The organism is Actinomadura graeca, assembly GCF_019175365.1.
Classification (GTDB): domain Bacteria; phylum Actinomycetota; class Actinomycetes; order Streptosporangiales; family Streptosporangiaceae; genus Spirillospora; species Spirillospora graeca.
On record NZ_CP059572.1, the window covers coordinates 1014326 to 1027756 of the forward strand.

At 70.9% G+C, this 13431-nt stretch carries 11 protein-coding genes; 6 read left to right on the forward strand and 5 right to left on the reverse strand.

The genetic code is table 11. The annotated features are described in order from the left end of the window. Positions 1-28: 28 nt before the first annotated feature. Positions 29-3619: a M28 family peptidase gene (locus AGRA3207_RS04915; protein ID WP_231333353.1), complete on the forward strand. Its 3591-nt coding sequence runs from the start codon at positions 29-31 to the stop codon at positions 3617-3619. A 125-nt stretch (positions 3620-3744) separates the two neighbouring features. On the opposite strand, the gene AGRA3207_RS04920 is transcribed toward AGRA3207_RS04915, so the two are convergent. After that, the gene (locus AGRA3207_RS04920) at positions 3745-4410 is read right to left on the reverse strand and encodes a response regulator (RefSeq protein ID WP_231333354.1); all 666 of its coding nucleotides are present in this window, start codon (positions 4408-4410) and stop codon (positions 3745-3747) included. Then, on the reverse strand, positions 4407-7022 hold the full coding sequence (locus tag AGRA3207_RS04925) for a sensor histidine kinase (protein WP_231333355.1): 2616 nt from the start codon (positions 7020-7022) through the stop codon (positions 4407-4409). The genes AGRA3207_RS04920 and AGRA3207_RS04925 overlap by 4 nt, the downstream gene beginning before the upstream one ends. A 235-nt stretch (positions 7023-7257) precedes the next feature. Between AGRA3207_RS04925 and AGRA3207_RS04930 the strand changes: the two genes are divergently transcribed. Genes AGRA3207_RS04930 through AGRA3207_RS04940 form a run of 3 tightly spaced genes read left to right on the forward strand, consistent with a single transcriptional unit; the run spans position 7258 to position 9874 of the window. Then, the gene (locus AGRA3207_RS04930) at positions 7258-8496 is read left to right on the forward strand and encodes a metal-dependent hydrolase family protein (protein ID WP_231333356.1); all 1239 of its coding nucleotides are present in this window, start codon (positions 7258-7260) and stop codon (positions 8494-8496) included. Positions 8497-8540: 44 nt separating this feature from the next. After that, positions 8541-9362 (forward strand): class I SAM-dependent methyltransferase, encoded by an 822-nt coding sequence (locus AGRA3207_RS04935; RefSeq protein ID WP_338028257.1) that lies wholly within the window; start codon positions 8541-8543, stop codon positions 9360-9362. Further along, on the forward strand, positions 9359-9874 hold the full coding sequence (locus AGRA3207_RS04940) for an HAD domain-containing protein (RefSeq protein WP_231333357.1): 516 nt from the start codon (positions 9359-9361) through the stop codon (positions 9872-9874). The genes AGRA3207_RS04935 and AGRA3207_RS04940 overlap by 4 nt, the downstream gene beginning before the upstream one ends. A 544-nt stretch (positions 9875-10418) precedes the next feature. Here AGRA3207_RS04940 and AGRA3207_RS04945 read toward each other — a convergent pair. Then, a complete protein-coding gene (locus tag AGRA3207_RS04945; protein ID WP_231333358.1) occupies positions 10419-10877 on the reverse strand; it encodes a nitroreductase family deazaflavin-dependent oxidoreductase in 459 nt (152 codons plus the stop codon). Between the two features lie 289 nt (positions 10878-11166). On the opposite strand from AGRA3207_RS04945, the gene AGRA3207_RS04950 reads away from it, so the two are divergent. Together AGRA3207_RS04950 and AGRA3207_RS40185 are read left to right on the forward strand one after the other, a co-directional pair. Then, positions 11167-11304 (forward strand): GNAT family N-acetyltransferase, encoded by a 138-nt coding sequence (locus AGRA3207_RS04950; protein ID WP_231333359.1) that lies wholly within the window; start codon positions 11167-11169, stop codon positions 11302-11304. Positions 11305-11430: 126 nt separating this feature from the next. Beyond that, positions 11431-11802, forward strand: a complete 372-nt coding sequence (locus AGRA3207_RS40185) for a hypothetical protein (RefSeq protein WP_420830869.1) — start codon at positions 11431-11433, stop codon at positions 11800-11802. Between the two features lie 93 nt (positions 11803-11895). Here AGRA3207_RS40185 and AGRA3207_RS04955 read toward each other — a convergent pair whose 3' ends face one another. Beyond that, positions 11896-12852, reverse strand: coding sequence for a hypothetical protein (locus tag AGRA3207_RS04955; RefSeq protein ID WP_231333360.1), 957 nt, complete (start codon positions 12850-12852; stop codon positions 11896-11898). A 6-nt stretch (positions 12853-12858) separates the two neighbouring features. Further along, on the reverse strand, positions 12859-13290 hold the full coding sequence (locus AGRA3207_RS04960) for a hypothetical protein (RefSeq protein WP_231333361.1): 432 nt from the start codon (positions 13288-13290) through the stop codon (positions 12859-12861). Positions 13291-13431: the final 141 nt, after the last annotated feature.

A 13431-nucleotide genomic window follows, 5' to 3' on the forward strand; every position in this document is an offset into this window, starting at 1 on the left:
TGCGGCTGTGAAAGGCAAATTCCTTCTGGTGACCGTTCTGGTCGCCGCGCTCACGGTCACCGGCATGGCGGCCCTCGCCATGTCGGCCCCCGCGAGCAGCCCGAGACCCGGCGCCGATCCGAAGGCGGCCGCGATGGCGTCGGCGGACCGGCTGGTCGGCGGACGCGTCGCCGAGCTGCGCGCCGGGAAGGACGAGAAGTTCGTCCGGACCCAGGTGGTCGGCACGCCCTGGGACCAGTACTACGTCGCCTACGAGCGCACCTACCGCGACCTGCCCGTGGTCGGCGGCGACTTCGTCGTCGCGACCGACGCCAAGGGCCACGTGCGCACCGTGTCGGTGGCGCAGAAGCAGCGGATCGCGGTCGGCGTCGCCCCGAAGGTCGGCGCGGACACGGCCGCCGGCCGGTCGCGCACGGCGCTGACCAAGCCGGACGGCCAGCGGCTCAAGCCGCGTCTGGTCGTGCACGCGCTGGCCAAGCCCCGGCTGGCGTGGGAGACGGTCGTCTCCGGCCGCGACGGCAAGCAGATGAGCCGCAAGAAGGTCTACGTCGACGCCCTGACCGGCAAGCGCTTCGACGAGCAGGAGACCATCTACGCGGGCACCGGCACCGGTGTCTGGGAGGGGTCGAACCTGACCATCGGCACCACCCAGTCCGGCGGCTCCTACACGATGAACGACCCGGGCAGGCCCGGTCTCTCGTGCGCCGACTACAGCACCGGCCAGGTCCTCTCCGGGCCCGACGACGTCTGGGGCAGCTCGTCCAAGACCGACAAGGAGTCCGGCTGCGTGGACGTCATGTACGCCGCCGCCGGTTTCTGGGACCTGCTGAAGACCTTCGGGCGGACCGGCCTGCAGAACGGCCGGTGGGCCCCGGCGAAGGTCGGCCTCAACGACATCAACGCCTACTGGACGGGCAACGAGGCCAACTTCGGCTTCAACGAGCGGAACGAGTGGATCACCGCGACCGACGTGGTGGACCACGAGTTCGGCCACGCGCTGGACAACTTCACCCCCGGCGGGATCTCCGGCGGGGGCACGCAGGAGTTCGTCGGCGACGTCTGGGGAGCGGCCGCCGAGCACTTCCTGAACAACCGCGTCGACACCCCCGACTACACCGTCGGCGAGATGGTCGACCTGGTCGGGCAGGGCCCGATCCGCAACATGTACAACCCGTCGCTGGTCGACAACGACCCGAACTGCTACTCCTCCTCCGTGCCGAACATGGAGGTGCACAAGGCGGCGGGACCGGGCAACCACTGGTTCTACCTGCTCGCCGAGGGCTCCAACCCCGGCGGTGGCAAGCCGAGCAGCCCGATCTGCCAGGGCGGTCCCTCGTCGGTGACCGGGATCGGCGCCCTGAACGCGGCGAAGATCTTCTACAACGCGATGCTGCTGAAGACCTCCGGCACCGACTACGCCCGGTACCGGACGCTGACGCTGACCGCGGCGAAGAACCTCGACCCGACCTGCAACTGGTACAACAAGGTCAAGGACGCCTGGAACGCCGTCCAGCTCGGCGCGCAGTCCGGCGAGCCGTCCTGCTCCGCCGCCGGCAACGACTTCTCGCTGACGGTGTCGCCCGGCACCGGCTCGATCAAGGCCGGCGAGTCGGCGCGCACCACCGTCAACACGACCGTCACCGGAGGCGAGTCCCAGCCGGTCGACCTGACCGCGACGGTCTCCCCCGCCGACTCCGGGCTGAGCGCGGCCTTCGACCCGGCACGGGTCCAGGCCGGCAACACCTCCACCCTCACCATCACGGCCGGTGAGAAGGCACGCGCCGGGTCGTACACGGTCACCGTGAACGCCGCCGGCGGCAGCACGCACACCGCCTCGTACACCGTCGAGGTCACCGGCGCGCCCACCACGGCGGCCGCGCCCAACATCAACATCGAGAACGTCAAGGCCCACCTCCAGCAGCTCCAGACGATCGCCTCCGGCAGCGGCGGCAACCGGCGCTCCACGAGCTCCGGCTACACCGGGTCGGTGTCCTACATCGAGGGCAAGCTGAAGGAGGCCGGGTTCACCGTGGCCCGGCAGGCGTGCACCTCCGGCTGCACCGGCGGCGCGGGACCCAACCTGATCGCCGACTGGCCCGGCGGCAGCGACAGCACCGTCTACATGTTCGGCGCCCACCTCGACAGCGTCGCCGCGGGCCCGGGCATCAACGACAACGGCTCGGGGTCGGCGGCCCTGCTGGAGGTCGCGCTCGAACTGGCCAAGAACAAGCCCACCATGCTCAACCATGTGCGGTTCGGCTGGTGGACCGACGAGGAGCAGGGCCTGCGCGGCTCGCAGTTCTACGCCAGCCGCCTGCCCACCGCCGAGCGGTCGAAGATCAAGGGCTACTTCAACTTCGACATGATCGGCTCGCCCAACGCCGGCTACTTCATCGACTACATCACCACGCCGCTGGCGGCGAACCTGAAGGGGTACTTCGACTCCATCAACGTGCCGACGGAGGAGGTCAACGAGTGCTGTAGCGACGACGGCTCCTTCCGCAACATCGGGATCCCCACCACGACCCTGTCGACGGGCGCGGGGGAAAGGAAGACCGCGGCGCAGGCGCAGAAGTGGGGCGGCACCGCCAACCAGGCGTACGACCGCTGCTACCACCAGTCCTGCGACAGCTACCCCGGCAACATCAACACCACCGCGCTGGACCGCAGCGCCGACGCGATCGCGTTCGCGCTCTGGAAGGTCGCCGTGGGCGGCCAGGCACCGCCCGCCAAGCCGCTGTCGGCGGCGCCTGACGTCCCTGTCGAGAACGTCAAGGCGCACCTGCAGCAGCTGCAGACGATCGCGACGGCCAACGGCGGCACCCGCCGCTCCACCGGCGCCGGCTACACCGGCTCGGTGTCCTACATCGAGGGCAAGCTCAAAGAGGCCGGGTTCACCGTGGCCCGCCAGCCCTGCACCTCCGGCTGCACCAGCGGCGCCGGACCCAACCTGATCGCCGACTGGCCCGGCGGCAACGACAACACCGTCTACATGTTCGGCGCCCACCTCGACAGCGTCGCCGCCGGACCCGGCATCAACGACAACGGCACCGGCTCGGCCGCCCAGCTGGAGGTCGCACTCCAGCTGGCCAAAGCCAAACCCGCCATGCTCAACCACGTCCGCTTCGGCTGGTGGACCGACGAAGAACAAGGCCTGCGCGGCTCCAAATCCTACGTCGGCCGCCTCACCGCCGCCGAAAAAACCAAGATCAAGGGCTACTTCAACTTCGACATGGTCGGCTCCCCCAACCCCGGCTACTTCATCGACAACCTCAGCACCCCCCTGGCCGGCAACCTCAAGGAATACTTCGACACCCTGAAGATCCCCACCGAAGAAGTCGCCGAATGCTGCAGCGACGACGGCTCCTTCCGCGACGCCGGCATCGCCACCACCTTCCTGTTCACCGGCGCCCCGGCCAAAAAATCCGCCGCCCAGCCACAAAAATGGGGCGGCACCGCCAACCAGGCCTTCGACCGCTGCTACCACCAGGCCTGCGACCGCTACCCCGACAACATCGACACCACCGCCCTGGACCGCTGCTCCGACGCGATCGCCCACGCCCTGTGGAAGGTCGCCGTCAGCCCCCAGGCACCACCTGCCACCAGCAGGCGGTCCTGACCCCACCCGGATCCGCTGACACCGCGATCCGGGACACCACCAGCAGCGACCACTAACACAGTCAGAACGTGCCCGGTCCGGCCTTCACCACAGGGGTGGGAAGGCCGGGCCGGGCACGCTCATGCTCAGGGCTGGAAGCGGTATCCCATGCCCGGCTCGGTCAGGAGGTGCCGGGGGTGCGCCGGGTCGGCTTCGAGCTTGCGGCGGAGCTGGGCCATGTACTGGCGCAGGTAGTTCGTCTCGCGCAGGTAGGACGGGCCCCAGACGGTGGTGAGGAGCTGCCGCTGGCTGATGAGCTTGCCGGGGTTGCGGAGCAGGACACCGAGGAGCTCCCACTCGGTGGGCGTGAGGTGCACGCCGCCGGTCACCGTCCTGGCGGCGAGGTCGACCGTGTGCTCGCCCACCTCCACCGACGCGGGCGCCTCCGGCCCGGGGACGCGGCGGCTCACGGCGCGGATGCGGGCGACGAGCTCCTCGATGTCGAACGGCTTGGTGACGTAGTCGTCGGCCCCCGCCTCCAGCGCCTCCACCTTGTCCTGGCTCCCGGCGCGGCCGGACAGCACGATGATCGGGACGTGCGTCCAGCCGCGCAGCCCGTGGATGACGTCGAGGCCGGGGATGTCGGGCAGGCCGAGGTCGAGGACGACCAGGTCCGGCTTCCACGCCCCGGCCTGGCGCAGCGCCGTGGTGCCGTCCGCGGCGACCTGCACCTCGTAGTCGCGGGCGCGAAGGTTGATCCGCAGTGCGCGCAGCAGCTGCGGCTCGTCGTCGACGACGAGGACGCGCGTCACGGCGCCCCCTCCCCGTCCGGCCCGCCGGCATCCGGCCCGGCCATGCCCGGCCCGTTCGGGTCCGGCGCGGGCGACGCGCGGTGGTGGACGGGCAGCGCGACGATCATCGTCAGCCCGCCGCCGGGGGTGTCCTCGGGGACGAGCTCGCCGCCCATCGCCTCGGTCAGCCCGCGGGCCAGGGCCAGGCCGAGGCCGACGCCGGTGTGGTTGTCGCGGTCGTCGAGCCGCTGGAACGGCAGGAAGATCCGCTCCCGGTCGGCGGCGGGGACGCCGGGCCCGCGGTCGGCGATGCGCAGCTCGACGCGGTCGCGAAGCGCGCCGGCGGTGATGAGGACGGGCGCGCCGGGCGGGCTGTGCCGCACCGCGTTGGCTATCAGGTTGACCAGCACGCGCTCCAGCAGCGCCGGGTCGGCGGTGACCTCCGGCAGGTCCCCGGCGAGCCGGACCGACACCTCGCCTCCGCCGTCCAGCAGGTCGGGCCGCAGGTCGTCGAGGGCGCGCGGCACCACCTCGTCCAGCGCGATGGGCTGGGCGGCCATGCCGAGCACGCCCGCCTGGAGGCGGCTCATGTCGAGGAGGTTGGCGACCAGGCGGTCGAGGCGGTCAAGGGACTGCCGGGCGGTGTCCAGGAGTTCCTCGCGCTCGCTCGGCGTCCACGCGACCGAGGACGTGGCGAGGCTGTCGACGGCGGCCTTCGCGGAGGCGAGCGGGGTGCGCAGGTCGTGGCTGACGGCGTTGAGCAGCGCGGTCCGCATCCGGTCGGCGGCCTCCAGCGGGCGGGCCCGCTCCGCCTCGGCCTCCAGCCGCCGGTGGCGCAGCGCCCCGGCGGCCTGGACGGCGAACGCCTCCAGGACGCGCCGGTCACCGGCGGGCAGCGGGCGGCCGCGGATCGCGAGGGTCAGGTCGTCGCCGACCGGGATCTCGGTGTCACCCTCCCCCGGCGACGTGCAGGGCCGCCCGCCGACGGTCGCGACGATCCGCCAGCCGGACGGGTCGCCGTGGCTGTCGGGCGTCGCGGGCGCGGGCCGCTCCAGCAGCGTCACCGACGTCAGCGCGAACGTCTCGCGGAGCCGCCCGAGCAGCACGTCCAGGGCCCGCTCCCCCCGCAGGACGTTGCCCGCGAGCGCCGACAGCACGCCGGCCTCGGCGCCGAGCCTCGCGGCCTCGCGGGAGCGCCGCGCGGCGCGGTCCACGACCAGGCTGACGCCGACGGCGACGAGGACGAACACCGCCAGCGAGACCAGGTTCTCCTCCTCGGCGACGGTGAAGTGGTGCAGCGGCGGGGTGAAGAACCAGTTGAGCAGCAGGAACCCGGTCACCGCCGTGAGCAGCGCCGGCCACATCCCGCCGACCAGCGCGACCCCGACGACGGCCGCGAGGAAGAACAGGATGTCGCTCGGCAGCGCGAGCGCGGGACGCGCCTGGACGAGCCCGGCCGTCAGCAGCGGCAGCCCGCAGGCGGCCAGCGCGAACCCGGCGATGCGGCGTCCCGGGGACAGGCCCCCGTCGCGCGCCGGGCGGACGATGCCGCGGCGGGCCTGGTCGTGGGTGACCATGTGCACGTCGATCGTGCCGGACATCGCGGTCGTCGTCACCCCGATGCCCGGCCGGAGCAGCTGCGCGATCCGCCGCCGCCGCGACACCCCGAGGACGAGCTGCGTCGCGTTGACGGCCCCGGCGAAGTCCAGCAGGGCGCGCGGGATGTCGTCCCCGGCGACCTGGTGGTAGGTGCCGCCCAGGCCCTCCACGATCTCCCGCTGCCTGGCCAGGTCGCGGGGGCGCGCCCCGGCCAGCCCGTCCCCGCGCGTGACGTGCACGGCGAGCAAGTCGGCGCCCTTGGAGCGGGCGGCGATCCGGGTCGCGCGGCGCAGCAGCGCCTCGCCCTCCGGCCCCCCGGTCAGCGCGACGACGATCCGCTCCCGCGCCTCCCACGTGCCGCCGATGCCGTGCTCGCCGCGGTACCGGTCGAGCTGCTCGTCGACCTTCCCGGCCAGCCACAGCAGCGCCAGCTCGCGCAGCGCCGTCAGGTTGCCGACGCGGAAGTAGTGGGAGAGCGCGGCGTCCACCTTCTCGGGCGTGTAGACGTTGCCGTGCGCCATCCGGCGTCGCAGCGCCTCGGGCGCCATGTCGACCAGCTCCACCTGGTCGGCGCGGCGGACGACCTCGTCCGGGACGGTCTCGCGCTGCGGCACCCCGGTGATCTCCTCCACGACGTCGTTGACGGACTCCAGGTGCTGGATGTTGACGGTCGAGATGACGTGGATCCCGGCGTCCAGGATGTCCTCGACGTCCCGCCAGCGCTTGCCGTGGCGGCCGCCGGGGGCGTTGGTGTGGGCCAGCTCGTCGACGAGCACGACCTCGGGGGCGCGGCCGATCACCGCCGCGACGTCCAGCTCGGTGAACTCGGCGCCGCGGTAGGCGTACCGGGCGCGCGGCAGCGTCTCCAGGCCCTCCAGCAGCGCGGCGGTGCGGGGCCGGCCGTGCGTCTCGACGTAGCCGACGACGACGTCGGTGCCGCGCTCGGCCCGGCGCCGCGCCTCGGAGAGCATGGCGTAGGTCTTCCCGACCCCGGGGGCGGCCCCCAGGTAGATGCGGAGCTGCCCCCTGGCCATGGCCGTCATCCTCTCAGCCCTGGTGGGAGGCGGCCGGGCCGAGGTGCGGATCTTGACGACTTCCCTACGCGCCGGGCCCCGATCTTCACGCGTTCCCTATGGCCAGGGCGCCCGGCGGACGGGTGACCGGCACCCGCCGATGGCAGCCGGGCAGGCAGCGTAGCGCCGTGCCGTCGGGGGGACGACAGTACGCGGCACCCCTGACGCGCTTGGCCGAACCCCGGGAGTATCCGCCATGCCGAAGACCCTCTTCCGTGACGTCCGGATCCTCGACTCCACCGGCGCCGCCCCCTATCCCGGCGACGTCCTCGTCGACGGCGACCGCATCGCCGCCGTCGGCACGGTCGACGCCGCGCACGCCACCGGCGCCCGCGTGGTCGAGGGCCGCGGGCGGACCCTGATGTCCGGGCTGTGCGACGCCCATACCCACCTGTCCTGGAACAACAGCGCCGACCTGGACGGCCTCGGCGCGCTGCCGGTCGAGGAGCACCTGCTGGACTGCCTGGACGCGGCGCGCACCTACCTCGACTCCGGCTACACCATGTGCCTGGGCGCCGCCTCGGCCAAGGACCGCCTCGACGTCGTCTGCCGCGACGCCATCGACGCGGGCCGCGTCCCCGGCCCCCGCTACCTGGCGAACGGCCCCGAGATCGCCGTCACCGGCGGTGCCCTGGTCGAGGGCATCACCAAGTTCGCCGACGGGCCCGAGGAGATGCGCAAGGCCGTCCGCGAGCTCGTCGCCCTCGGCGTGGACCAGATCAAGCTCTCGATGACCGGCGAGGAGATCACCGGGACCCGGCGGGCCGAGGACACCTACTTCTCCGACGAGGAGGTCGCGGCCGCCGTGACCGAGGCCCACCGCCGCGGGAAGCGCGTGTGCGCCCACGCCCGCAGCGCGGAGAGCGTCAAGATGTGCCTGCGGCACCGGGTCGACGTCATCTACCACGCCAGCTTCACCGACGCCGAGGGCATGGACATGCTGGAGGCCGGCAGGCACTGGGTGTTCGTCGCCCCCGGCATCAACTGGCTCGTCGCCACCCTGTACGAGGCCGCGTCGTTCGGCTTCCCCCAGGCCGCCGCCGAGGCCGCCGGCTACAAACGCGAGCTGGAGATCGCCGTCCAGGGGCTGCGCGAGATGCACCGCCGCGGCGTCCGGCTACTGCCCGACGGCGACTACGGCTTCGCCTGGACGCCCCACGGCACCTACGCCCGCGACCTCCAGCACTTCGTCGAGCTGCTGGGCTTCACCCCCATGGAGGCCGTCATCGCCGCGACCGCCACGGGCGGCGAGATCATGCTCCGCCCCCACGAGCTCGGCAAGGTCCTGCCCGGCTACCTGGCCGACCTCTTACTCGTCGACGGTGACCCCCTGGCTGACATCACCGTCCTGCAGGACCCCGCGAAACTGCACTACATCATGAAGGACGGCCGCTTCCACAAGCGGCACCCCGAACCGTCAAATCCGCGCCGCTGAGTCGCCCCGTGGACGGGAGGTACACGTCCCACTAGAGTGGGCATGTGCCCACTCAACCGCCGGACCAGACCCGGCCCTTCCACGAGGCCCCCCACCGCCACCGGTCGATGGCGGAGTCCTTCGGCTCGGACGCCGAGCGCTACGACCGGAACCGCCCCCGCTACCCCGGCGCCATGATCGAGGCGATCGTGACCGGCAGCCCCGGCCCCCGCGTCCTGGACGTCGGCTGCGGCACCGGCATCGCCGCCCGCCAGTTCCAGGACGCGGGCTGCCGCGTCCTGGGCGTCGAACCCGACGCCCGCATGGCCGCCCTCGCGCGGCGGACCGGCGTCGAGGTGGAGGTGGCGTCCTTCGAGGACTGGGACCCCGCCGGCCGGGCGTTCGACGCGGTCACCGCGGGCCAGGCATGGCACTGGGTGGACCCGGCCGCCGGACCGGCCAAGGCGGCGCGGATCCTGCGTCCCGGCGGACGCCTGGCGGCGTTCTGGAACGTCTTCCGGCCGCCGCCCGACCTGGGCGAGGCGTTCTCCGCGGTCTACCGCCGCGTGCTGCCCGACTCGCCGATCTTCAGCCGCATGCTGCCGCCTCCCGGGGACCACACGGCCCTCCTCGCCAAGCCGATCGACGGCATGCGGGCCGTGGACGCCTTCGGCGACCCGGAGCAGTGGAACTTCGAATGGGAGCGGGACTACACGCGGGACGAGTGGCTGGACCTCGTCCCCACGTCCGGCGGCCACACCCTGTTCTCCCCCGCCAAGCTGGAGGAACTCCTGACGGGCATCGGCGAGGTCATCGACGCCGCCGGAGGCTCCTTCACCATGCACTACACGGCCCTGGTGCTCACCACCACCCTCACACGCCCGTGACCATCCGCCGTCCGCTGCTCTTCCTCGACATCGACGGCCCCCTCATCCCTTTCGGCGCCGCATCCGGGACCTACCCCACTCACCGGCCGTCCGGTGCCGACGACAATCCGCTCCTGTCGAGGATCGATCCGGAGCATGGAAGGCGGCTGGAAAGGCTCGACTGCGAGCTTGTCTGGGCCACCACCTGGATGGAGGACGCGAACGAATGCATCGCGCCACGCCTCGGCCTCCCGCCGCTGCCTCTCGTGACCTGGCCGGACGCGTCCGCGACCGAGGAGCAGGACGAGCGCGCGGGCCTGCATTGGAAGACCAGGACCCTCGTCACATACGCGGCGGAACGCCCCTTCGCCTGGCTCGACGACGAGATCACCGACAACGACCGCACCTGGGCATCCGCACACCACCCAGGGCCGTCCCTCCTGCACACCATCAACCCCGAAAGCGGCATCACCCAAGCCGACTACCGCACCATCGAGAAATGGCTAAGCGAAACCCACACCAACCCGCACTAGGCACCGCACAAGAGCCGCCTGCTCAAAAGCGGGCGCCTACACTCCTCGAATCTGCACCGCCCCGACCGTCCGCCCATGGCTGGGGCCGGCCCTATGACCCAGAACCTCGAAGCGCACGTGACGGCGGGCGGCCGCGACGAGGCCGAGAGCATCGTCAAGGCCGCAGTCGAAGGCCGGACCGAGAACCGCGGTGCCGGAATGGTGATCACTGTGCGGGGGCGTCACGCCGCGAGATGGCGGGCTATTTCTCGCTCGGACGAGGAGGGTCCGACATCCTGCTCCTTTGCGGCAGCCCCGAGGCCGCAGCCGACCAGATTGACGCCCACCTGAAGCACGGAGATGTACCCGCATCCGGTTCCACAGGGCCCGGGCCAACGTTCGTATGAGACCGATAGGAAATGCCAGGGTCCTCGTGTGGGCGGCAGCCCCACCCTGCGCGTTCGAAACCTGGGGGACCCGCCGGAGGATTGGGCCGCCTACGTCGTGGGTGATCTCTTGCGCAAGGGGCCCGCTGCCCCTTTCAACGGCATCCCGCTGCGGGGTGTCAGCGTGGAGTGAGCCGGACGATCGGGTACTCGCGGCCGCTCTTGCGCTGGTACTTCTCGTAGCGGGGCTGCGCCGCCGTGATGCGCCGCCACGCCTCCTCGCGCTCGGCGCCCTCAAGGACTTGCGGCGTCACCGGGACGGCCGGGCGGTCGGGCAGTTCGATCGACGCCCGTCCGGGGCGGCCCATCAGGTTGAGGTGCCAATCCGGGTCCCGGTTCTTGCCTCCCGATGCGACGATCAGCCAGGCGTCCTCGCCGTCGGCGAACCACGCGACCGGCGTCTCCCGCATCTGCCCGCTGTGGCGTCCCACCGTGTGCAGGATCAGGACGTCCATGCCCATGAAGGCGCCACGGCCCTTGCGGATCTTCCGGTTCACGCGGGCGTTCATGCGGTGCTGGAACCACCGCGACACCGCCCCATGTCCTCCGTCGTTCCTCGTCTTCTGATCCTTCGTCATCGTGCGCCTCCTGCCGGTCGTCTTGGCGTCCATGCCAGTCACCCTAGGTATGACTCGGTCATGGGAGCTTCTCTATTCCTGACCGATCGGGTGTCCTGGCCTGCCTGTTAGGCGCATACGCGGGAGTGGGCCGCGCTTCGGAAGCCGATCGTTTGCGGCCCGACGACCTCCTCTGTTCGGTTGCATCCTCCTTTTGGGCCGGTGAACGGGTGCGTCTGCGCGGCGTCGAGCCCGAGGACTGGCAGGCGTTCAGAGAGTTCGACCAGCACTCTGCGGACATGTGTGCGAAGTGGGCATCTACGCCTTCAACGAGCCTTCGATCGCGCTCCACCGTAAGCTCGGCTTCGCCGAGGAGGGACGGCTACGCGACCACGAGTTCCTCGATGGCCGTCATCAGGACCTGGTCCTGGAAGGTCGAGTTCGATGATGAACACCGGGCGTATTGCGACCGCAACCCTGAGCGTCTCGATCGGCCTTGTCGCGGCCCCCGCTTCGGCGGTCCCGCAGTCGCCTCCGCGGCTTCGCCTCCCTTGAGCCCGGCGCGTCCGGTGCAATGAAAACGACGTTCACCTATGCGCAGAAGAGGTCCGTCTTCAGAGACAACACGCTCTCCGGCCCGTTCTCTGACTTCTGGGACTTCACCGCCAAGGACGACATCACCTGGATCGTCTATAAGCCCTGCGGCGAGAAGAACGAGATCACGCTCAGCACGCAGTTGCAGGCCGATTTGGGACCTCCGACAAAACCAGGGTCAGTTTGCTCACCTTGGACGCCACCGACGGCAGCGTACGCAGCACCTATCACCTCGCTTGGAAACGCTGCCCCGATACGTGAGCCCTCCCGCTGTGATGTACGGATAGCCGCAAGCCTTCGCGGTGTCCGGGTCGATGTACCTGTGTGGTGGCGGTCGCCTGAGAGTCGGTAGAGGGCGGATTGGCCGCGCCGGTGGCGAGGGTCAGGTGCCGTCGGGATGGGAGGAGGGCGCCTGATCTCGGTATTGGACGGTGCGCAGCGTGCATTACGCGCCGGTCCGGATGATGTCGGCGACGGCCTTCATTCGGTTTCGGTTGGCCGAGCGGATTGACTCGAGTTCCCGGTGATGGGCGCGTATGCGTTCCCTTTGGAACGCCGCCTCGATATCGAACCAGGTCTTCACCAGCCGGACCCGCTGCTTGCAGCCGACGTCGTCGCGTGCCAGGGCGATCTCCGCCGGGGGCACCGTCCGGCCGTCGTCACCGGTGCCCTTTCCGGCGTCGAGGGGGTGCGTCACCTCGTGTCCCCGTGACCTCATGCACCGGCTCCACGCGCGGAAGGCGGCGATCAGCCGGGGGTGGGCCAGGGAGTACGTGAACGACTCCGCCTTGATGCGGGACGGCAGCTCGGCCTGCTGGAAGCTGGGCGGGCCTCCTGCCCTCGCCAGCCTGGCCGTGATCTGCGCCGTGCAGCCGCCCTGGGGAACGGGCCTTCCGTTCACGACCGGTGCGGGCCCGCCGCCGGTGCCCCGTCCGTACAGCACGCTGATCTTGACCGGGGTCAGCTCTCCCAGCCAGGGATGGCGGTCACCGCCGTGTCCCGGGGCGGCTGTTCCGCCGACGGCCGAGGGGAGCCGGTACCCGTTGCGGACGGCGTCGCTCAGGACGGTGACGCCGTAGCGGCGCTTGTTCCCGTAGACACCGTGATCGGCGATCTCCGCCCGGGCGGCGCGTTCCACGGAGCCGTCGTCGGAACCGACGGCGAGGCCGAAGCCGCTGACGCACTTCCTGAGGAGCAGCGTCCTTGCCCGGGTGAGCCGGCCGGTTTCGGTGACCGTCGGCAGGTAGGCGTTGACGGGCAGGGCGAAGTCGCCGGGAGCGGCGGGCGGGGACTGCGAGGCCGGTGCGGCGCCCGGCGCCCCGCCGGAGGCGCAGCCCCCGGTCGCCAGGACGAGGGCCGCGACGACGAGCGGGGCCCGGCGGCGGGACGGTCTGCTGGACACCGGCGACTACCGGATCATCACCGAGGCGTTGTCGTTCCTGGTGTAGGACAACTCGCCGCGCTCTCCGTTGTACATCCAGTCCATATTCCCCATGTAATTGGTGCTGTAAAAGCTTTCGCACCTGGTCGGGACCTGGACTTTGCACACCATCCTGCGAGAGTTGTTCCGCACCACCTGGTCGGCGCCCGTCCCCGTCCCGGCGAAATAGCGGTTGTCGCCGAGATCTGGATCGTTCACCCCCTTGCCCCAATAGGCACTGGTCCACTCGCTGTAGTAGTAACAGGCCAGAACCGAATCATGATCACGGCAGCGCGATTCCTGGCCGGGGGTGCCGACATACCGGGAGGCCGAGTTCGCGGGCACCCCGGCGACCGCGAAACCGACCATCCCGCCTGCGGCGGCGAGCGCGACGACAAGCGTCCTGCCTCGGTTTTCCACTCTGTGATCCCCTCTCGATGAGGCGGCGTCAAGCGGACGACGAGAAGGTAGGACGGTGCGCGCATGTCCGCAAGACCGTTGATCGTGGCACCTCGTTCACCGCAAGTGAAGAATGGCTTTCGACCAGCATCTCCACTCTCG